Here is a 21,259-nt window from a genome sequence, read left to right on the forward strand (position 1 = left end):
CGACGCGTTACTTGTTGACCACGCTCAGCGGGAGCAGCTTCTTGCCGGTCGGGCCGATCTGGATGTCCAGGTCGAGCTGCGGGCAGACGCCGCAGTCGAAGCAGGGGGTCCAGCGGCAGTCCTCGACCTCGGTCTCGTCGAGCGCGTCCTGCCAGTCCTCCCAGAGCCAGTCCTTGTCCAGGCCGGAGTCGAGGTGGTCCCAGGGCAGGACCTCCTCGTAGGTGCGCTCGCGGGTGGTGTACCAGTCGACGTCCACCCCGAAGTCGGGCAGCGTCTTCTCGGCGCAGTTCATCCAGAGGTCGTAGCTGAAGTGCTCGCGCCAGCCGTCGAAGCGGCCGCCGGACTCGTAGACCGCGCGGATGACGGAGCCGACGCGCCGGTCGCCGCGCGAGAGCAGGCCCTCGACGATGCCGGGCTTGCCGTCGTGGTAGCGGAAGCCGATGGAGCGGCCGTACTTCTTGTCGCCGCGGATCTTGTCCCGGAGCTTCTTCAGCCGGGCGTCGGTGTCGGCGGCGCTCAGCTGCGGGGCCCACTGGAAGGGGGTGTGCGGCTTGGGCACGAAGCCGCCGATGGAGACGGTGCAGCGGATGTCGTTCTGGCCGGAGACCTCGCGGCCCTTGGCGATGACGTTGACCGCCATGTCACCGATCTGGAGGACGTCCTCGTCGGTCTCGGTGGGCAGGCCGCACATGAAGTACAGCTTCACCTGGCGCCAGCCGTTGCCGTAGGCGGTGGCCACCGTCCGGATCAGGTCCTCCTCGGAGACCATCTTGTTGATGACCTTGCGCATCCGCTCGGAGCCGCCCTCGGGGGCGAAGGTGAGACCGGAGCGGCGGCCGTTGCGGGTCAGCTCGTTGGCCAGGTCCACGTTGAACGCGTCGACGCGGGTGGAGGGCAGCGAGAGGCCCACCTTGTCGTCGGTGTAGCGGTCGGCGAGGCCCTTGGCGATGTCGCCGATCTCGCTGTGGTCCGCGGAGGAGAGGGAGAGCAGGCCGACCTCTTCGAAGCCGGTCGCCTTCAGGCCCTTGTCGACCATCTCGCCGATGCCGGTTATGCTTCGCTCCCGCACGGGGCGCGTGATCATGCCGGCCTGGCAGAAACGGCAGCCGCGGGTGCAGCCGCGGAAGATCTCCACGGACATCCGCTCGTGCACGGTCTCCGCGAGCGGGACGAGGGGCTGCTTGGGGTAGGGCCACTCGTCGAGGTCCATGACGGTGTGCTTGGAGACGCGCCACGGCACGCCGGACCGGTTGGGCACGACGCGGCCGATGCGGCCGTCGGGGAGGTACTCGACGTCGTAGAAGCGCGGGACGTAGACGCCGCCGGTCTTCGAGAGCCGGAAGAGCACCTCGTCGCGGCCGCCGGGGCGGCCCTCGGCCTTCCAGGCCCGGATGATCTCGGTGATCTCCAGGACGGCCTGCTCGCCGTCGCCGATGACCGCGCAGTCGATGAACTCCGCGATCGGCTCCGGGTTGAACGCGGCGTGGCCGCCCGCGAGGACGATCGGGTGGTCGACCGTGCGGTCCTTGGCCTCCAGCGGGATGCCCGCCAGGTCCAGGGCGGTGAGCATGTTGGTGTACCCGAGCTCGGTGGAGAAGCTCAGCCCGAAGACGTCGAAGGCGCCGACGGGGCGGTGGCTGTCCACGGTGAACTGCGGCACGTCGTGCTCGCGCATCAGCTCTTCGAGGTCGGGCCAGACGCTGTACGTGCGCTCGGCGAGGACGCCCTCGCGCTCGTTGAGCACCTCGTAGAGGATCATGACGCCCTGATTGGGCAGCCCGACCTCGTAGGCGTCGGGATACATCAGGGTCCAGCGGACGTCGCAGCTGTCCCAGTCCTTGACGGTGGAGTTCAGCTCACCGCCGACGTACTGGATGGGCTTCTGCACATGCGGGAGCAGAGCTTCGAGCTGTGGGAAGACCGATGCGGCAGACATCTCGCGAACCTTCGTGAGCCGGCTGGGGTGACCATCCAGCGTACCGCGCGGCTCAGTGCTTCAGATCCGCCCGCAGTACGGGCTCCGAGGCCCGCGCCCACACCTCGGGCAGCTCGCGCTCCCGTGCGTCGGCGGTCGCCTCCTCGTGCCCGTACAGAAGTCCCCAGGTGAACGTGGTCTCGCCGGCCGCGTGCGCCTCGATCGCGAGGGTGCGCAGGGCCTCTCGGGCGACCACGCTGTCCTGGTGGTCGCCCAGGACGGACTGGACGGCCTTCACCCGCTTGGCGAACCGTTTCGCGGGCTTTCCGAGGGCCGGCCTGGCCGCGTCGCCCGCGTACCGGGCCCGCTTGGCGGCCTTGCGGGCCTCGTGCATCGCGGCATCCCGCTCGGGGCCCGGCGGGTGCTCCAGGGCGTGGTCCATGCGGCGCGCGAGCTTCTTGTAGTCCTTGAGCACCGCGCGGGGCAGTTCCTTGGCGGGGGCGCGGGAGGCGGCGGGGCGCAGGGGCGGGTCGGCGCTGAGCGCGTCCAGGGTGTCCAGGAGGGCCAGATACCGCTTCCCGTCCAGTACGTCGGTGATCCTGCGGCGCGATCCGGTGCGGCGGGCGGCCGACCAGACCTGGAGGCGCCCACGGACCGGGCCGAGGACCAGGGTGCCGGGAAGCGCCTCGGTGCGGTCGCCGAGGCGCTTGTCGAGGACCTCCTGGTCGCGGTCGACGCCCAGTTCAGCGGCGAGCCACTTGAGCTCGGCGCCGACGGGGTCGGTGACCTCGCGGTCCAGGATCCTGCGGTAGGTCTTGAAGGCGCTGCGCAGCCTGCGGGTCGCCACGCGCATCTTGTGCACGGAGTCGGGCAGGTCGCGGCGGACGGCGGGGTCGAGGTCGACGATGGTGCGGATCTGCTTGCGTACGTAGGTGAGGACGTGGTCCCCGGCCGTCTGCGGGTCCTCCTCCGTCCGCTTCTTCTCCCCGCGTACGGGACCGGTCTCCGCCAGCGCCCTGGCCAGCTTGGACGGCGATTCCGAGGGGCGTACCCCGGCCTTGCGGAGCCGCTTCTCGACCGCGTCCAGGAAGGCGGGGTCGCCGTCGTCGGCGAGCTCGACCTCGATCTCGGTCCAGGTGGCGGTGGTGCCGGTCCCCTCCCCCGCGAGCCGTTCGGCGCAGACGGTGTCGACGCTGACCTCGGCGAGGAGGGTGCCGTCGGGGTCGTTCAGGTGCTGGACGTCACGGGAGGAGAGCAGGCGGACGACGGGGACCGGCTCGGTATGGCGGAGGCGGGAGCGGAGCAGGGCGGCGAAGGAGGGCGGCAGGGTGTCGGCGAGGGGCTCGTGGAGCTCGTCGCGGATGCCGGTGGCGACGGGGAACTTCAGGTGCCAGCCCTCGTCGGCCCCGCCCGTCCTGCGGCGCAGGGTGAGGGAGTGGGAGGCGAGGCGGAGGTCGGCGGTGTCGTAGTAGACGGCGTCCAGCTCCGTGACGCCCCGCTTCTCGACCCGGCCGACCCCGGCCACCCGGCTCAGGTCGGGCAGCCGGGTGGCGTCGGTGGCTTCGTACTTCCGCTCGATCTCGCGCTTGGTGTCCGCCATATACGGACACCTACCCCCGTGCGCCGGATTCAGGCGGACATCGGGCGCTGCACCCTGATCGACTGGAGCAGCCCGATCGCGACCCAGACGGCGAACATCGAGGACCCTCCGTAGGAGACGAAGGGCAGCGGCAGACCCGCCACCGGCATGATGCCGAGCGTCATGCCGATGTTCTCGAAGGACTGGAAGGCGAACCAGGCGATGATGCCGGCGGCGACGATCGTGCCGTACAGCTCGGTCGTCTCGCGGGCGATCCGGCAGGCGCGCCACAGGACGACACCGAGCAGGACGATGATCAGTCCGGCGCCGAGGAAGCCCAGCTCCTCACCGGCGACGGTGAAGACGAAGTCGGTCTGCTGCTCGGGGACGAACTGGCCGGTGGTCTGGGTGCCTTCGAAGAGCCCGGTGCCGGTGAGGCCGCCGGAGCCGATCGCGATGCGGGCCTGGTTGGTGTTGTAACCGACGCCGGCCGGGTCGAGCGCCGGGTTGGCGAAGGCGGCGAAGCGGGCGATCTGGTAGTCGTCGAGCAGCCCGAGCTGCCAGACCGACACGGCTCCGGCGGCTCCCGCGCCGAGCAGGCCGAAGACCCAGCGGTTGGAGGCGCCGGAGGCCAGCAGGACGCCGAGGACGATCACGGCCATCACCATCACCGAGCCGAGGTCCGGCATCAGCATGACGACGGCCATGGGGACGGCCGCGATGCCCAGCGCCTTGGCCACGGTCCGGTGGTCGGGGTGGGGCTGGTCGCCCGCGTCGACACGGGAGGCCAGCAGCATCGCCATGCCGAGGATGATGGTGATCTTGGTGAACTCGGAGGGCTGGATCGAGAAGCCGGCCGGGAGCTTGATCCACGCGTGGGCGCCGTTGACCGTGGTGCCGAGCGGGGTGAGGACGGCGGCGACGAGCAGCACCGAGATGCCGTAGAGGATCGGGACGGCCCCGCGCAGGGTGCGGTGGCCGAGCCAGATCGTGCCGATCATCAGGGCGAGGCCGATGCCGGTGTTGAGGGCGTGCCGGAGGAGGAAGAAGTACGGGTCGCCCTGGGTGAGGTGGTCGCGGTTGCGGGTCGCCGACCAGACGAGCAGCGAGCCGAGGAAGGAGAGCGCGAGCGCGGCTCCCAGCAGCGGCCAGTCCAGCCGCCGGGTCAAAGAGTCGCGGGCGGTCAGCTTGGCCCAGGAGCCCCGCTCGGGGGCGTAACGGGATACGGAGAAGCCACCTGCCATCAGGGCCGCCTCCCGGTCATCGCGGGTGATCCGGTGAGTCCCGGCTGGCCCGGCGGCTGCGGCACCAGGTTCTCCGGGTCCGCCTCCTGGCCTTCGGGCTGGGTCGGGACGGGGTTGTACGGCTTGATCTTCGGGGCGTGGATCGATCCGTCGGGCTGGACCTTCGGCAGCGCCTTCTGGGGCTTGGGCAGCAGGGCCTTCTTCACATCCTGGTTGCCCTCGGCGTCGAGGCCGTAGAGCGCGTCGTAGATCTTGCGGACGGCGGGCCCGGAGGCGCCGGAGCCGGTGCCGCCCTGGGAGATCGTCATGACGATGGTGAAGTCGTCGGTGTAGGTGGCGAACCACGAGGTGGTCTGCTTGCCGTACACCTGCGCGGTGCCGGTCTTGGCGCGCATCGGGATCTTGTCCTGCGGCCAGCCGCCGAACCGCCAGGCCGCCGTGCCGCCGGGCTCGACCACCGAGCGCAGGCCCTTGTCGAGGTCCTTGATGGTCTGCGCGTCGACGGGCAGCTTGCCGGTGGACTTGGGCTTGATCTCCTGGACCGACTTGCCGTCGGGGCTGATCACGGCCTTGCCGACGGTGGGGGCGTGGAGGGTTCCGCCGTTGCTGATGGCGGCGTACGCGGTGGCCATCTGGATGGGGGTGACGAGGACGTCACCCTGGCCGATGGCGTAGTTGATGCTGTCGTAGGCCTTGAGCTGGTTGCCTTCGAGGCAGCTCTCGTACGCGATCTGCTGCACGTAGGTGCCGCCCTTCTTGCCCTCCTTGCACCAGGCGTCCTTGTTCGCCTTCCAGAAGTCCTGCTTCCACTGGCGGTCCGGGATGCGGCCCTTGACCTCGTTGGGCAGGTCGATGCCGGTCTCGGAGCCGAGGCCGAAGTCGCGGGCGGTGCGGTAGAACCAGTTCTTGGCGTCCTTCTTCGGCTTTATGCCGCCGTCCTTGGCCCATTCCTCGTGGCCGAGGCGGTAGAAGACGGTGTTGCACGAATACTTGAGCGCGTCGCCGAGGGTGATGGGGCCGTGCCCCTGGGACTCGAAGTTGGCGAAGGTCTGGCTGCCGAGACTGTAGGAGCTGCTGCAGTTGTAGCGGTCGTTGAAGGCGTGGCCGCCGCGGACGGCGGCGCTCGCGGAGACCACCTTGAAGATGGATCCGGCGGGCGCCTGGCCCTGGATGCCCCGGTTCAGCAGCGGGTAGTTGGACTTCTTGCTGGTGAGCTTGGCGTACTGCTTGCCGGAGATGCCGCCGACCCAGTCGTTGGGGTCGTAGTCGGGCTGGGAGGCCATGGAGACGATGCGGCCCGTCCTGGACTCCATGACGACGACGGCGCCGGAGTCGGCCTCGTACTTGCGGCCGGTGATCTTGTCGGTCTCCTGGCGGACGGTCTTCATCGCCTGGGCGAGCTCGTACTCGGCCACCGCCTGGACGCGGGCGTCGAGGCTGGTGACGAGGTTGGAGCCGGGGACCGCCGGGTCCTTCTCGGCCTCGCCCATGACGCGGCCGAGGTTGTCGACCTCGTAGCGGGTGACGCCCGCCTTGCCGCGCAGCTCCTTGTCGTACGTCCGCTCAAGTCCCGACCGGCCGACCTGGTCCGAGCGCAGGTAGGGCGAGGGGCCGTCCTGCGCCTTCTGGATCTCCTCGTCGGTGACGGGCGACAGATAGCCGAGCACCTGCGCGGTCCTCGCCTTGCCTGGTGCGGCGTAGCGGCGTACGGCGGTGGGTTCGGCGGTGATGCCGGGGAAGTCCTCGGCGCGTTCGCGGATCTGGAGGGCCTGCTGGGTGGTGGCCTCGTCGGTGACCGGGATCGGCTGGTAGGGCGAGCCGTTCCAGCAGGGCTGGGGGGTCTTGGAGTCGCAGAGGCGGACCTTGTCCCGGACGTCCTGGGGCTTCATGTCCAGGACGTCGGCCAGGCGGGTGAGGACGCCGACGCCGTCGTCCTTCATCTTCAGCAGCTCGGTGCGGCTGGCGGAGACGACGAGGCGGGTCTCGTTGTCGGCGAGCGGGACGCCGCGCGCGTCGAGGATCGAGCCGCGCACGGCGGGCTGGACGACCTGCTGGACGCCGTTGCCAGCCGCTTCGGCGGTGTACTCGTCGCCGTTGCGGATCTGCAGGTACCAGAGGCGGCCGCCGAGGGTGAGGAGCAGCGAGAAGACGAGGACCTGGATGACGATGAGCCGGATCTGGACCCGCTGGGTCCGCCCGGTCTCGGGAATGTTGCTCACTGGGTGCCCCCGGTGTCCTTGACCATGGACGGCTTCACAGTCGCTTGACCCCCTTGATGCGGCCCGCGCGGGCGGCCCGGTTGCGGGCGGCCTTCGCGCGCAGGCCGCCGCGCTGGTTGCCGATGCGCAGCCCGGTGCCGGAGGCGAGCCAGCCCGCGGCGACGTCGTTGCTGCCGCCGGACGCCTCGGAGAGCGGGTCGTTCTCGGTACGTCTGGCCAGGGCCATGATCAGCGGTACGACGAAGGGGGCCAGCAGCAGGTCGTAGAGCGCGGCGGTGAACAGCAGGCTGCCCAGGCCCACATGGCGGGCGGCCGTGTCACCGACGAGGGCGCCGACGCCCGCGTAGAGCAGGGTCGAGCCGAGTGCGGCGGCGACCACCACGGCCATCGGGGCGAAGGCCGACTTGAGCTGCCCGTTCTCCGGCCGGGCGAGGCCCGCGAGGTAGCCGATGACGCAGAGCACCAGGGCGTAGCGCCCGGCGGCGTGGTCGGCGGGGGGTGCGAGGTCCGCGAGGAGGCCGGCGCCGAAGCCGATGAACGCGCCGCTGACGGGCCCGTACACGAAGGCGAGTCCGAGCACGGTGAGCAGCAGCAGGTCGGGGACGGCGCCGGGGAGCTGGAGGCGGGCCAGGACGGTCACCTGGACGACGAGGGCGACGACGACCAGGGCGGTGGAGAGCAGAGTCCGGTTGAGGCGCATGGGGGTCAGCTCTACTCCTGGTCGTTTGCCGCGTTGTCGGGTTGCTGGCCGCCCGGTTGCTGGGCGTTGCCCTGCTGGTTGCCTGCCGCGTCGCCGGCTGCCGCGCCGTCGCCCGCGTTCTCGTTGATGTTGCCGACGACCTTGCCCGAGCCGTCGACGAGGTCGCCGTTGGGCTGGACGGTGACGGTGACCGTGGGGGTGGGCTTGGGCTTCGCCTTGACGGGCGCCTTGGGCAGGACCGTGTCGCGCGGGTCCTGGCGGGGGGCCTGGACGACGACGCCGACGATGTCGAGCTTGGTGAACCCGACGTACGGCTTCACGTAGACGGTCCGGGTCAGCGCGCCGCCCGAGGGGTCGACGCGGACGACCTCGCCGACGGGGACGCCGGGCACGAAGGGCTTGTCCTTGCTGGAGCCGAAGGTGACGAGCCGGTCGCCCGCCTTCACCTTGGCCTTGCCGTTGAGGAACTGGACCGAGAGCGGGCGGGAGCCCTGGCCGGTGGCGAAGCCGAGCTCGTCGGTCTTCTCCATCCGGGTGCCGACGGTGAAGTCCGGGTCGTTGGCGAGCAGGACCGTCGCGGTGCTCGGGCCGACGGTGGTGACCCGCCCGACCAGCCCCTCACCGTTGAGTACGGTCATGTCGCGGCGGATGCCGTCGTTGGCCCCGGCGTCGATGGTGATCGTCCAGGAGAAGCCCTGGGCCGCTCCTATGGCGATGACCTCGGCGCCCTTGATGCCGTACTGACCGGCGCCCGCGTTCTTCAGCATGGCGTCGAGCTGGCGGACGCGGCTGTTGGTGCGGTCGTCGCTGCCGAGCTTCGCCTTCAGCGCGGCGTTCTCCTGCTCCAGGGCTGAGATCCGGTCGTGGCGCTTGCCGGAGTCCCGTACCGCCCCTATGGCGTTGCCCACCGGGTCGACCGCCGTCGCGACGCCGTTCTCGATCGGCCCGAAGACGGTGGCCGCGGCCTGCCGTGCGCCGTCGACCGGTGACTCCTCGCCGCCTCGGATATCCACCGTGATCAGGGCGAATGCGATGGCGATCAGCAGCACCAGGAGCAGCCGGCTCTCTCGTGTGTCCCTCACGTGCGGCGGCCGTGCCTTCCTCGTCGGAATGTTCGTGCCTGTGTGTGTACGTGGCTGTCCGTGCGTCAGCACCTGCGTACTTCAGTACGTGTACAGCAACGATCTATATCAACGATCCGGCGGGCGGAGCCGCAGCGTCGGCGCGCCGGATCGGGTGATGTTCCGGCTGTCCTACCGGCGGGGCTGGGCGTCCAGCACCTGCTGGAGCGCCTCGAACTCCTCGACGCACTTGCCGGAGCCGAGCGCCACGGAGTCCAGCGGGTCCTCGGCGATGTGGATCGGCATGCCCGTCTCGTGGCGCAGCCGCTCGTCCAGACCGCGCAGCAGCGCGCCGCCGCCGGTGAGGACGATGCCGCGGTCCATGATGTCGCCGGAGAGCTCGGGCGGGCACTTGTCGAGCGTCGTCTTCACGGCGTCGACGATCGCGTTGACCGGCTCCTCGATGGCCTTGCGGACCTCGGCGGCCGAGATGACGACCGTCTTGGGCAGCCCGGAGACCAGGTCCCGGCCACGGATCTCGGTGTGCTCGTCCTTTTCCAGGTCGAACGCGGAACCGATCGTGATCTTGATCTGTTCGGCGGTCCGCTCACCGAGGAGGAGCGAGTACTCCTTCTTGATGTGCTGGATGATCGCGTTGTCCAGCTCGTCACCGGCGGTCCGGATCGACTGGGCAGTGACGATTCCGCCGAGCGAGATCACCGCGACCTCGGTGGTGCCGCCACCGATGTCGACGACCATGTTGCCCGTGGCCTCGTGGACCGGCAGGCCGGAGCCGATGGCCGCGGCCATGGGCTCCTCGATGATGTGCACCTGGCGCGCGCCGGCCTGCGTCGACGCCTCGATGACGGCGCGGCGCTCGACCCCGGTGATACCGGAGGGCACGCAGACGACGACCCGGGGGCGGGCCAGGTAGCGACGCTTGTGGATCTTGAGGATGAAGTAGCGGAGCATCCGCTCCGTGATCTCGAAGTCGGCGATGACGCCGTCCTTCAGGGGCCGCACGGCAACGATGTTGCCCGGCGTGCGCCCGATCATCTTCTTGGCCTCGGAGCCGACCGCCAGGATTCCGCCGGTGTTGGTGTTGATGGCCACGACGGACGGCTCGTTCAGGACGATGCCGCGCCCCCTGACGTACACCAGCGTGTTGGCAGTCCCGAGGTCGATAGCCATGTCACGGCCGATGAACGACATTGAGTTCCCCTTGTTCCCCATGAGGATGCGTCGGGCCTTCCCAGGTAGCGAAGATGGCTTGTTCTGGTAGGCGAGGTTGGCGCTGCGGGCGTGGAAGCTTCCATCGTAGTGCCGTATGCACGGACACAGCGCGAGGGTCCTTCGCCGGTGTAGGCGGAACGGCTGCCCGTTCTACCCATGGTGACGTTACGTCGGAGGGATGCGTTCCCGCGATCCCAAACCCTATGCCGAAGGGCGACCGAATTACTTCGGTCGCCCCAGGCAAGCAGCGCTGTTTGGCCGATCGGGTCAGGAAAGTCCCGGAAAGAAAAGCTTCAGTTCTCGCTCTGCGGACTCCTGCGAGTCCGAGGCGTGGATGAGGTTCTCCCGGGTGATCGTGCCGAAGTCACCACGGATCGACCCGGGCGCGGCGGCGATCGGGTCGGTGGGGCCGGCGAGGGCACGGATGCCCTCGATCACCCGCTCACCTTCGGCCACCAGGGCGACGACCGGGCCGGAGGCCATGAACTCCATGAGCGGCTCGTAGAACGGGCGGCCCTTGTGCTCCCCGTAGTGCTGCTCCAGCGTGTCGTGGTCCAGGGTGCGCAGCTCCAGCGCGGTGATCCGCCACTCCGCCTTGCGCTCGATCCGGCCGACGATCTCGCCGATCAGGCCGCGACGGACCGCGTCGGGCTTGAGCAGGACGAGGGTGCGCTGAGTCATGTGCGGCTCCTTGCAGACACTACGGGTGCGGTGAGGCGAGATTACAGGGATACGGGGAGGGGTCTGCGCCCGGGTTCACTCAGGGTCACCTTCGGGCCCGGTGCCTGGGTTCACCTTCGGACCCCGGGCACCCGACGTCAGGTCAGGCCGTGGCCCCGCCGGCCTCCTGCTGGGCCTGCTGCTCCCGCTGGTCCTGCTGGTCCGCCCAGCGGGCCTTGGCCTCGTCGATCTTGCGGCCGTAGTGGATGGAGGCCCACCACAGTCCGCCGAAGACCAGGCCGAGGATGAACATCATCGGGACCACGAAGCCGCTGAGGACCAGCGCGACCTGGAGCGCCCAGCCGAGCTGGACGCCGCCGGGCCGGCCGAGCATCCCGCAGAGCAGCAGGGACAGCACCATGCCGGCGCCGCAGACCGTCCAGACCGTGGCCTGGGAGACGTCGTCCAGCTTCATCGCGACGAGTCCGGCGAAGCCGATCACGAAGAACTCACCGAGCAGCGTCGAGGCGCAGAGCGTACGCATCCGGGACTCAGCCCCTTCCCAGGAGCAGCCGGGCCTCGCCGACCGTGATCACCGACCCGGTCACCAGGACCCCGGCGCCCGCGTACTCGTCGTCCTCCTCGGCCAGCGTGATCGCCGCCTCCAGCGCGTCGTCGAGTCGCGGTTCGACCTGGACCCGGTCGTCGCCGAAGACCTCGACGGCGATGGCGGCCAGCTCGTCCGCGTCCATCGCGCGGTCGGTGGAGTTCTGCGTGACGACGACCTCGGCGAAGATCGGCTCGAAGGCCTCCAGGAGCCCGCGCACGTCCTTGTCACCGCTGGTGCCGACCACGCCGATGAGCCGGGAGAAGCTGAACGCCTCGGAGATCCCGTCCGCCGCGGCCCGGGCTCCCGCCGGGTTGTGGGCGGCGTCCAGGACGACGGTCGGGCTGGAGCGCACGACCTCCAGCCGGCCGGGCGAGATCACCGCGGCGAACGCCTTGCGGATCGCGTCGATGTCGAGCGAGCGGGCCTGCTCGGCGCCGATGCCGAAGAACGCCTCGACGGCGGAGAGCGCCACCGCTGCGTTGTGCGCCTGGTGGGCCCCGTACAGCGGGAGGAAGATGTCCTCGTACTCACCGCCGAGCCCGCGCAGGGTGAGCAGCTGCCCGCCGACGGCGACCTCGCGGGAGGTGACGCCGAACTCCATGCCCTCGCGGGCCACGGTGGCGTCCACCTCGACGGCCTTCTTCAGCATCACCTGCGCCGCGTCCACCGGCTGCTGGGCCAGGATGACCGTGGCGCCCTGCTTGATGACACCGGACTTCTCCCCGGCGATCTCGGCGGGCGTGGTGCCGAGGCGGTCGGTGTGGTCCAGCGAGATCGGGGTGACGACGGCGACGGTGGAGTCGATGACGTTGGTGGCGTCCCAGGTGCCGCCCATGCCGACCTCGACGACCGCCACATCGACGGGCGCGTCGGCGAAGGCCGCGTACGCCATGCCGGTGAGCACCTCGAAGAAGGAGAGCCGGTAGGGCTGCTGGGCGTCGACCATCTCGACGTACGGCTTGATGTCCTCGTACGTCTCGATGAACCGCTCGGGCTCGATCGGGGAGCCGTCCAGGCTGATCCGCTCGGTGATCGACTGGACGTGCGGCGAGGTGTAGCGGCCGGTGCGCAGCTCGAACGCGTTGAGCAGGGCCTCGATCATGCGGGCCGTGGAGGTCTTGCCGTTGGTCCCCGTAATGTGGATCGAGGGGTAGGCGCGCTGCGGCTCGCCGAGCACGTCCATCAGGGCGGCGATGCGCGTGACGGAGGGCTCCAGCTTGGTCTCGCCCCAGCGTCCGGCGAGCTCCTGCTCCACCGCGCGGAGCGCCTGGTCGGTCTCGGGGTCGGTGGGTCGGGCGGGGACCGCTTCGCCCTGGGGGGAACCCGCGTAGGTGCGCAGGGTGCGGCTCCCGGCTTCGATCACCGCCAGGTCGGGGTCGCGCTGGGTCTCTTCGCCGACGATCTCCTCGAAGGTGTCGTCGGGCTGGGACGCGTCGTGCCGGTCTGAAGGGCGGGGCTCACTCACGGGGCCCAGTCTACGGATGGGCGCCGACATCGCGCGCAGCGCCCGGGCGGAGTGCGCAGCGGCGGGGATCGCAGTGCGTACGGCGAAGCCCCCGCCTCCCGGTCGGTCGGGGTGCGGGGGCTTCACCGGTCAGCACATCAGCTCGCGGGAAGGGCCGCCAGCTGGGCGGAGATCCGCTCGATGTCGGCCTCGGCCTTGGAGAGCCGGTCGCGGATCTTGTCGACCACGTTGTCCGGGGCCTTGGCGAGGAACGCCTCGTTGCCGAGCTTCCCGGTGGCCTGCGCCTTCTCCTTCTGCGCCGCCTCCAGGTCCTTGGTGAGCCGCTTGCGCTCGGCCCCCACGTCGATCGTGCCGGAGAGGTCCAGGGCCACAGTGGCCCCGGCGACCGGGAGCGAGGCGGTGGCGTGGAAGCCGTCGCCCGCGGGCTGGAGCCGCAGCAGCTGGCGGATGGCCGCCTCGTGCGGGGCGAGCGCCGTGCCGGTCAGGGTCAGCTCGGCCGGGACCTTCTGGCCGGGCTGGAGGCCCTGGTCGTTGCGGAAGCGGCGGACCTCGGTGACGACCTGCTGGACGAGCTCGATCTCCTTCTCGGCCGCGTCGTCGCGGAAGCCGGAGTCGCCCGGCCACTCGGCGATGACGATCGACTCGCGCCCGGTGAGCGCGGTCCAGAGCGCCTCCGTGACGAACGGGACGATCGGGTGCAGCAGCCGCAGCATCACGTCCAGGACCTCGCCGAGGACCCGGCCCGAGACCTCGGCCGGTCGGCCGCCCGCGAAGAACGTGGTCTTGGAGAGCTCGACATACCAGTCGAAGACCTCGTCCCACGCGAAGTGGCGCAGCGCCTCACTGATCTTGGCGAACTGGAAGTCGTCGTAGAACGCGTCGACGTCGGCGACCGTCTTGTTGAGCCGGGACAGGATCCAGCGGTCGGTGACCGACATCTCCTCGACCGGGGGCAGGTCGCCCTCGATCGTGGCGCCGTTCATCAGGGCGAAGCGGGTGGCGTTCCAGATCTTGTTGGAGAACTTCGCCGAACCCTGGACCCAGTCCTCACCGATGGGCACGTCGGTGCCGGGGTTGGCACCGCGCGCGAGGGTGAAGCGCAGGGCGTCGGAGCCGTACTTGTCCATCCAGTCCAGCGGGTTGACCACGTTGCCGAAGGACTTCGACATCTTCTTGCCGTGCTCGTCGCGGACCATGCCGTGCAGGACGATGGTCCCGAACGGCGGGACGCCGTCGTTGACGTACAGGCCGAACATCATCATCCGGGCGACCCAGAAGAAGAGGATGTCGTAGCCGGTGACCAGGACGGAGTTCGGGTAGAACTTCGCGAGGCTGTCGGTCCGTTCGGGCCAGCCGAGGGTGGAGAAGGGCCACAGGCCCGAGGAGAACCAGGTGTCCAGGACGTCGCTGTCCTGGGTCCAGCCCTCGCCGCTGGGCGCCTCGTCGTCCGGTCCGACGCAGACGACCTCGCCGTTCGGGCCGTACCAGACGGGGATGCGGTGGCCCCACCAGAGCTGGCGCGAGATGCACCAGTCGTGGAGGTTGTCGACCCAGTCGAAGTACCGCTTCTCCATCTCCTGCGGGTGGATCTTGACCTTGCCGTCGCGGACCGCGTCACCGGCGGCCTCGGCGAGCGGGGCGACCTTGACCCACCACTGGAGGGAGAGGCGCGGCTCGATGGTGGTCTTGCAGCGCGAGCAGTGCCCGACGGCGTGGACGTACGGCCGCTTCTCGGCGACGATCCGGCCGTCGGCGCGCAGGGCGGCGACGATCGCGGAGCGGGCCTCCAGGCGGTCCAGCCCCTCGAAGGGGCCGGGGACGGTGATGACCGCGCGCTCGTCGAGGACGGTGATGAACGGCAGGTCGTGACGGTTGCCGATCTCGAAGTCGTTCGGGTCGTGCGCGGGGGTCACCTTGACCGCGCCGGTGCCGAACTCCGGGTCGACGTGGTGGTCGGCGACGACGGGGATCGTCCGGTCGGTCAGCGGCAGCTTGATCTGCTTGCCGATCAGGTGCTGGTAGCGCGCGTCGTCGGGGTGGACGGCGACGGCGGTGTCACCGAGCATCGTCTCGGCGCGGGTGGTGGCGACGACGATGGTCTCGTCACCCTCCCCGTACGTCATGGAGACGAGCTCGCCGTCGTCCTCCTGGTACTCGACCTCGATGTCGGAGATCGCGGTGAGACAGCGCGGGCACCAGTTGATGATGCGCTCGGCGCGGTAGATCAGCCCGTCGTCGTACATCTGCTTGAAGACGGTCTGGACGGCCTTGGAGAGGCCCTCGTCCATGGTGAAGCGCTCACGGGACCAGGCGACGCCCTCGCCGAGGCGGCGCATCTGGCCGGAGATCTGGCCGCCGGACTCGTTCTTCCACTGCCAGACGCGCTCGACGAAGGCCTCACGGCCCAGGTCGTGGCGGGACTTGCCCTCCTTGCCGAGCTCGCGCTCGACGACGTTCTGGGTGGCGATGCCGGCGTGGTCCATACCCGGCTGGTAGAGCGCCTCGAACCCCTGCATCCGCTTCCGGCGGACGAGGGCGTCGATCAGGGTGTGCTCGAAGGCGTGCCCCAGGTGGAGGGAGCCGGTGACGTTCGGCGGCGGGATGACGATGCTGTAGGGCGGCTTGTCGCTGTGCTCGTCGGCTTCGAAGTAACCACGCTCTACCCAGCGCTCGTACAGCTTCCCCTCTACATCGGCCGGCGCGTACGAGGTCGGCAGTTCGGGGTTGCTGGCTGGCTGCTGCGATGAGTTCTCGGTCACGGGGGACAGTTTAGGGCCGTCACAGGTCTGCACTGAAACGGATTGGTTCAGTAACGGTGTCCGGGCCGATGGCCCATGTCAGGGCGGCTTCCGTCAGGATGTCCGCAACGCATAAAAGTTTCGGAGGGGACACCGCAATGAGCTACAACCAGCCGGGCCCGTACGGTGGGCAGCCGCCGCAGGGCCAGCCCGGACCGTACGGACAGCAGCCCGGGCCGTACGGCGGCCCGCCGCCGCAGGGCCCCCCGCAGGGCCAGCCCGGCTACGGATACCCCCAGCAGGCCCCCCAGGGCGTCCCGCCGCAGCAGCCGGGGCCGTACGGCGCGCCCCCGCAGGGCCAGCCCGGTTACGGCTACCCGCAGCCCCAGCAGCCCGGCCCGTACGGGCAGCAGCCGCCCACTCCGCCGTACGGCGGTCAGCCGGTGTACGGGGGGCAGCCGCCGTACCCGCCGCAGCAGCCGAAGAAGAAGACCGGGCTGATCGTGGGGGCGTCCGTGCTGGCGCTGGCGGTCATCGGCGCCGGGGTCTGGTTCTTCACCTCGAGCGGCGCGAGCAACAGTGATGTGGCCGACTCCACCAAGGGCTACAAGCTGACGCCCGCCGCCTCCGTGGACGACTACGCGAAGGACCCGGCCAAGCCGGACCGGTCCGGTCCGCTGACGGGGAAGTCGAAGGCCGATGCCGAGGCCGCGGGCGTCAAGGACCCGCAGCAGGCCGGCGCCGAGTACCAGAGCGGTTCGAAGGAGAACCCGCTCACGCAGAAGCTGCTCCTGCTCCAGGGCTACTGGGGCGAGGTCGAGGACCCGGCCAAGGTCATCAACAACTCCTTCAGTGACGCCGAGAAGAAGATGAGCGAGAGCAGCAACGGCGCCAAGGTCTCGCTCATCGGCAGCCCCAAGGACGTCAAGCCGGCCGGATTCGACGGCGCTCTGATGCGGTGCCAGGACCTCAAGACGATCAACGACAAGGCCGACGGAACCCTCGCGAAGGGGCCGAAGGAGGTCATCACCCCGGTCTGCATCTGGGCCGACTACAGCACCGTCGGCATGGTCGTCGCCGTGGACGTCGGCGGTGCCCTGACCGGCAAGGGCATCGCCCAGGACGATGTGGCCGCCCTCGCCGCCAAGCTCTACAACACCTCGCGCACCAAGATCTGACGCGCCTGGTCTGCCTCAACGCCGAAGGGGCGCCCGCCGGTTGACCGGTCGGGCGCCCCTTCGGCGTACGTGACTGTGCTGACTGTCCTGTCGCTACGCGGACTTCTCGTGGCGGCCGCCGTCGTTCTTGCCGATCGTGCGCGGCTCGCGCGGGACGAGCGTCGGGTTGACGTGGTTGCGGACGACGTCCGGGGTGATGACGACGCGGGCGACGTCCTTGCGGGACGGGACCTCGTACATCACGGACTGGAGGACTTCCTCCATGATGGCGCGCAGGCCGCGCGCTCCGGTCTGGCGCAGGATCGCCTGGTCGGCGATGGCCTCCAGCGCCTCGCGCTCGAACTCCAGCTCCACGCCGTCGAGTTCGAAGAGGCGCTGGTACTGCTTGACCAGGGCGTTGCGCGGCTCGATGAGGATCTGGAGCAGCGCCTCGCGGTCCAGGTTGTGGACCGAGGTCAGCACGGGAAGACGGCCGATGAACTCGGGGATCATCCCGAACTTCACCAGGTCCTCCGGCATGACCTCCTGGAACTGGTCGCTCGCCTGGATCTCCAGCTTGGAGCGGATCGTGGCGCCGAACCCGATGCCCTTGGCGCCGGCCCGGGACTCGATGATCTTCTCCAGTCCGGAGAAGGCGCCGCCCACGATGAACAGCACGTTCGTCGTGTCGATCTGGATGAACTCCTGGTGCGGGTGCTTGCGTCCGCCCTGCGGCGGCACGGAGGCGGTGGTGCCCTCCAGGATCTTCAGCAGGGCCTGCTGGACGCCCTCGCCGGAGACATCGCGGGTGATCGACGGGTTCTCGCTCTTGCGGGCGACCTTGTCGATCTCGTCGATGTAGATGATCCCGGTCTCCGCCTTCTTGACGTCGTAGTCGGCCGCCTGGATCAGCTTCAGCAGGATGTTCTCGACGTCCTCGCCGACATAGCCGGCCTCCGTCAGCGCGGTGGCGTCCGCGATGGCGAACGGGACGTTGAGCATGCGGGCCAGGGTCTGCGCGAGGAGCGTCTTGCCGGAGCCGGTGGGGCCCAGCAGCAGGATGTTCGACTTGGCGAGCTCGATCGCGTCCTCACGGTTCGCGCCGCCGCCGTTCTCCCCGGCCTGGACCCGCTTGTAGTGGTTGTACACCGCGACCGAGAGGGCCTTCTTCGCGGGCTCCTGCCCGACGACGTACCCCTCGAGGAACTCGTAGATCTCGCGGGGCTTGGGAAGCTCTTCCCAGCGGACCTCGCTCGTCTCCGCGAGCTCCTCCTCGATGATCTCGTTGCAGAGATCGATGCACTCGTCGCAGATGTACACACCGGGTCCCGCGATGAGCTTCTTCACCTGCTTCTGGCTCTTGCCACAGAACGAGCACTTGAGCAGGTCGCCGCCATCACCGATGCGTGCCACGAGGTTGCTTCCCCTTCGCCTGGGAGACCGCCTGGTTCAGCGACTCCTGGTGCCTCTATCCGACGGTACCTTGCCTGGGCCCCCGTTCGGGCCCCCCTTGGCACGGTTCACACGGCCGAGACCGTGCAAACGGAATGTGCCAAGGGGAAAGACCGACGTCAGACCGATGCGCCCGCGGTCGTCTTACGGGTGGACACGATCTGGTCGACGAGCCCGTACGCCAGGGCGTCCTCGGCCGTGAGGATCTTGTCACGCTCGATGTCCTCGCTGATCTTCTCCAGCGGGGTCGTCGAGTGGCGGGCCAGCATCTGCTCCAGCTGCGTACGCATCCGGAGGATCTCGTTGGCCGCGATCTCCAGGTCGGAGAGCTGCTCGCGGCCCGTCTGCGAGGACGGCTGGTGGATCAGGACGCGGGCGTGCGGGAGCGCCATGCGCTTGCCCGGGGTGCCTGCGGCGAGCAGGACGGCGGCGGCGGAGGCGGCCTGGCCCATGCAGACCGTCTGGATGTCCGGCTTCACGAACTGCATCGTGTCGTAGATCGCGGTGAGCGCGGTGAACGAGCCGCCGGGGCTGTTGATGTAGATCGAGATGTCGCGGTCCGGGTCCATCGACTCCAGGCACAGGAGCTGCGCCATGACGTCGTTGGCCGAGGCGTCGTCGATCTGGACGCCGAGGAAGATCACGCGCTCCTCGAAGAGCTTCGCGTACGGGTCGTACTCACGCACACCCTGCGAGGTGCGCTCCACGAAGCGCGGGACGACGTAGCGGTTGTCCACCTGCGGGCCGGTGTAGAGGCCGCTCGCGGAGGCGCCGGGGAAGTTGTTCATGTGGGTGTTCACCATCCTGGTGGCGTTCTGTGGGCTGGGGGTCTCGGCGTACGAGAGGTGTGCGGGAGGTGCTGCCGGTCCGGTGGGAACCGGATCAGGCACCCGTGCCGCCGCCGCCCGGGATGCCCGACGCGACCGTGATGATCTCGTCGATGAGGCCGTAGTCCTTGGCCTCCTCCGCCGTGTACCAGCGGTCGCGGTCGCCGTCGCGGATGATCGTCTCGACGGTCTGGCCGGAGTGGCGGGCCGTGATCTCGGCCATGCGCGTCTTGGTGCGGAGCAGGTACTGGGCCTGGATCTTGATGTCCGAGGCCGTTCCGCCGATGCCGGCCGAACCCTGGTGCATGAGGATGTCGGTGTTGGGGAGCGCGAAGCGCTTGCCCGCGGCACCGCCGGTGAGCAGGAACTGGCCCATCGAGGCCGCCATGCCCATCCCGATGGTGACCACGTCGTTCGGGATGTACTGCATGGTGTCGTAGACCGCCATGCCGGCCGTCACCGAACCACCGGGGCTGTTGATGTAGAGGTAGATGTCCTTGTCCGGGTCGGCGGCAAGGAGCAGGAGCTGTGCGGTGATCTTGTTGGCGATGTCATCGTCGACCTGCTGACCGAGGAAGATGATGCGCTCGCCGAGCAGTCGGCTGTAGACCTGGTCACCGAGGCCTCCACCGAGGGACGGCTCTCCGGCGGCGTAGGGCATCAGATTCGTCACGTATCCACCTGCTCGTCTCTGACGGCTCCGGCCGTCTCAGCGTCTTCGTACCGGGCGGGTGAGGGACTCCCCCACCCTTCCTCTTCATGGACCCTAACGCGCAGGTGGGACAACGCCATCCCGGTTCCGCAACTGTTCGCTGGGAGCGCAAGGTCCGCAGGGGGCACAGGGGTTCCGGGCCCGCACGGCGGTACGGACGGGGGATACGGCGACGGGCCCCGGACGCGTGTGGTGCGTCCGGGGCCCGTCGTTGCCGATCGGCGTGGGACCGGCGGGGATCAGGGCGAGGCTCAGGCCTCGTTCTTCTCCTCGGCCTTGTCGGCCGCCTTGTCCTCGGTGGCGGCCTCGGCGGCCGTCTCCGTGTTCTCGTCCTCGTCGTCCTCGAGGTCGACGACCTCACCGTTGGTGTCGACGACCTTGGCGGCCTCGACGACGACGGCGAGCGCCTTGCCGCGGGCGACCTCGCCGACGAGCATCGGCACCTGGCCACCCTCGACGACGGCCTGGGCGAACTGGTCGGGGCTCATGCCGGAGGAGGCAGCACGCCGCATGAGGTGCTCGGTGAGCTCCTCCTGGTTGACGTTCAGCTTCTCCTTGTTGACGAGCTCGTCCAGGATGAACTGGGTCTTGATGCCCTTGATGGCCTGCTCGGAGGTCTCGTTCTCGAACTCCTCCAGGGTCTTGCCCTGGATCTCGAGGTACTTCTCGAGGTCGAGACCCATCTGACCGAGCTGGTGGTGCTCCAGGTTGTGCTTGCGGGTCTGGACCTCGTCCGCGAGCAGCTTCTCCGGGATCGGGACCTCGGCGAGCTTCAGCAGCTCCTCCAGGACCCGCTCCTGGGCCTGGGTGGCCTGGTCGTACTGCTTGGTGGTCTCCAGGCGCTTGCGGCTGTCGGCCTTCAGCTCCTCCAGCGTGTCGAACTCGCTGGCCATCTGGGCGAAGTCGTCGTCCAGCTCGGGGAGCTCACGGGCGGCGACGGCGGTGACCTTGACGGTGACCTCCGCGGCCTTGCCCTCGGCGGAGCCGCCCTTCAGCTCGGAGGTGAAGGTGGCCTCGCCACCGGCCTCCAGGCCGGTCACGGCCTCGTCGATGCCGTCGAGGAGCTCGCCGGAACCGATGGTGTACGAGACACCCGCGGCCACGCCGTCCTCCAGGACCTCACCGTCGACCTTGGCCTCCAGGTCGATCGTGACGACGTCGCCGTCGGCGGCGGCGCGCTCGACCGGGTTGGTGGAGGCGAAGCGCTCGCGCAGCTGCTCCACGGCCTTCTGGACCTCTTCGTCGGTGACCTCGAGGGCGTCGACGGTGACCTCGATGCCGGAGTAGTCCGGGATCTCGATCTCGGGGCGTACGTCAACCTCGGCGGTGAAGGCCAGCAGTTCGCCGTCCTTCAGCTCGGTGATGTCGACCTCGGGCTGGCCGAGGACGTTCAGCTCACCCTCGTTGACCGCCTCGGTGTAGAACTTCGGGAGGGCGTCGTTGACGGCCTCCTCCAGCACAGCACCGCGGCCGAACCGCTGGTCGATGACCCGGGCGGGGATCTTGCCCTTGCGGAAGCCCTTCACCGTGACCTGCTGGTTGATCTTCTTGTACGCCGCGTCGAGGCTGTCCTTGAGCTCCTCGAAGGGCACCTCGATGCTGAGCCGAACCCGAGTCGGGTTCAGGGTCTCCACGGCGCTCTTCACGGTTCGGTCTCCTTGGTGGCTGACTTCTTGGGGTTCTGCTG

Annotated in this window: 16 protein-coding genes; 1 reads left to right on the plus strand and 15 read right to left on the minus strand. The window is 69.3% G+C overall.

Features of this window, described 5'->3' with window-relative positions; translation table 11 throughout:
• Positions 1–7: 7 nt before the first annotated feature.
• The 11 genes from IF17_RS0108150 to IF17_RS0108200 all read right to left on the minus strand — a co-directional run bounded on the left by IF17_RS0108150 (position 8) and on the right by IF17_RS0108200 (position 15,445).
• Entirely contained in the window at positions 8–1,936 is a 1,929-nt protein-coding gene (locus tag IF17_RS0108150) for a TIGR03960 family B12-binding radical SAM protein (protein ID WP_030563647.1), read from the minus strand.
• Positions 1,937–1,988: 52 nt separating this feature from the next.
• Positions 1,989–3,515: a CYTH and CHAD domain-containing protein gene (locus IF17_RS0108155; protein ID WP_030563649.1), complete on the minus strand. Its 1,527-nt coding sequence runs from the start codon at positions 3,513–3,515 to the stop codon at positions 1,989–1,991.
• A gap of 29 nt (positions 3,516–3,544) precedes the next feature.
• Complete coding sequence (gene rodA, locus IF17_RS0108160; protein WP_030563651.1) at positions 3,545–4,738, minus strand: rod shape-determining protein RodA; 1,194 nt, start codon at positions 4,736–4,738, stop codon at positions 3,545–3,547.
• Positions 4,738–6,957, minus strand: a complete 2,220-nt coding sequence (mrdA, locus tag IF17_RS0108165) for a penicillin-binding protein 2 (protein ID WP_030563653.1) — start codon at positions 6,955–6,957, stop codon at positions 4,738–4,740. Before mrdA ends, rodA begins: the two co-directional genes overlap by 1 nt.
• Before the next feature lie 34 nt (positions 6,958–6,991).
• Positions 6,992–7,657 (minus strand): rod shape-determining protein MreD, encoded by a 666-nt coding sequence (gene mreD, locus IF17_RS0108170; RefSeq protein ID WP_030563655.1) that lies wholly within the window; start codon positions 7,655–7,657, stop codon positions 6,992–6,994.
• Between the two features lie 11 nt (positions 7,658–7,668).
• Positions 7,669–8,739, minus strand: a complete 1,071-nt coding sequence (mreC, locus tag IF17_RS0108175; RefSeq protein ID WP_018511484.1) for a rod shape-determining protein MreC — start codon at positions 8,737–8,739, stop codon at positions 7,669–7,671.
• Between the two features lie 171 nt (positions 8,740–8,910).
• Positions 8,911–9,930, minus strand: coding sequence for a rod shape-determining protein (locus tag IF17_RS0108180; protein WP_015608503.1), 1,020 nt, complete (start codon positions 9,928–9,930; stop codon positions 8,911–8,913).
• Between the two features lie 288 nt (positions 9,931–10,218).
• On the minus strand, positions 10,219–10,632 hold the full coding sequence (ndk, locus tag IF17_RS0108185) for a nucleoside-diphosphate kinase (protein ID WP_030563657.1): 414 nt from the start codon (positions 10,630–10,632) through the stop codon (positions 10,219–10,221).
• Positions 10,633–10,774: 142 nt separating this feature from the next.
• Entirely contained in the window at positions 10,775–11,155 is a 381-nt protein-coding gene (locus IF17_RS0108190) for a DUF4233 domain-containing protein (RefSeq protein ID WP_030563659.1), read from the minus strand.
• A gap of 7 nt (positions 11,156–11,162) precedes the next feature.
• Positions 11,163–12,686 carry a bifunctional tetrahydrofolate synthase/dihydrofolate synthase gene (gene folC / locus IF17_RS0108195; RefSeq protein WP_030563661.1) on the minus strand — a complete coding sequence of 508 codons (1,524 nt, stop codon included), beginning with the start codon at positions 12,684–12,686 and terminating at the stop codon, positions 11,163–11,165.
• Between the two features lie 137 nt (positions 12,687–12,823).
• Positions 12,824–15,445, minus strand: coding sequence for a valine--tRNA ligase (locus tag IF17_RS0108200; RefSeq protein WP_030563663.1), 2,622 nt, complete (start codon positions 15,443–15,445; stop codon positions 12,824–12,826).
• A 137-nt stretch (positions 15,446–15,582) separates the two neighbouring features.
• Here IF17_RS0108200 and IF17_RS0108205 point away from each other — a divergent pair, with 137 nt between their 5' ends.
• Positions 15,583–16,602, plus strand: a complete 1,020-nt coding sequence (locus tag IF17_RS0108205) for a hypothetical protein (protein ID WP_030563665.1) — start codon at positions 15,583–15,585, stop codon at positions 16,600–16,602.
• Between the two features lie 93 nt (positions 16,603–16,695).
• Here IF17_RS0108205 and clpX read toward each other — a convergent pair whose 3' ends face one another.
• From clpX to tig, 4 genes are all read right to left on the minus strand, one after another.
• Positions 16,696–17,994 carry an ATP-dependent Clp protease ATP-binding subunit ClpX gene (gene clpX, locus IF17_RS0108210; protein ID WP_030563667.1) on the minus strand — a complete coding sequence of 433 codons (1,299 nt, stop codon included), beginning with the start codon at positions 17,992–17,994 and terminating at the stop codon, positions 16,696–16,698.
• 158 nt (positions 17,995–18,152) lie between these two features.
• Complete coding sequence (locus IF17_RS0108215; protein ID WP_030563669.1) at positions 18,153–18,836, minus strand: ATP-dependent Clp protease proteolytic subunit; 684 nt, start codon at positions 18,834–18,836, stop codon at positions 18,153–18,155.
• 79 nt (positions 18,837–18,915) lie between these two features.
• Entirely contained in the window at positions 18,916–19,521 is a 606-nt protein-coding gene (locus IF17_RS0108220; RefSeq protein WP_030563671.1) for an ATP-dependent Clp protease proteolytic subunit, read from the minus strand.
• A gap of 302 nt (positions 19,522–19,823) precedes the next feature.
• Positions 19,824–21,218, minus strand: coding sequence for a trigger factor (tig, locus tag IF17_RS0108225; protein ID WP_030563673.1), 1,395 nt, complete (start codon positions 21,216–21,218; stop codon positions 19,824–19,826).
• Between the last annotated feature and the right edge of the window lie 41 nt (positions 21,219–21,259).

The organism is Streptomyces cyaneofuscatus, assembly GCF_000718135.1.
Lineage (GTDB): Bacteria > Actinomycetota > Actinomycetes > Streptomycetales > Streptomycetaceae > Streptomyces > Streptomyces cyaneofuscatus.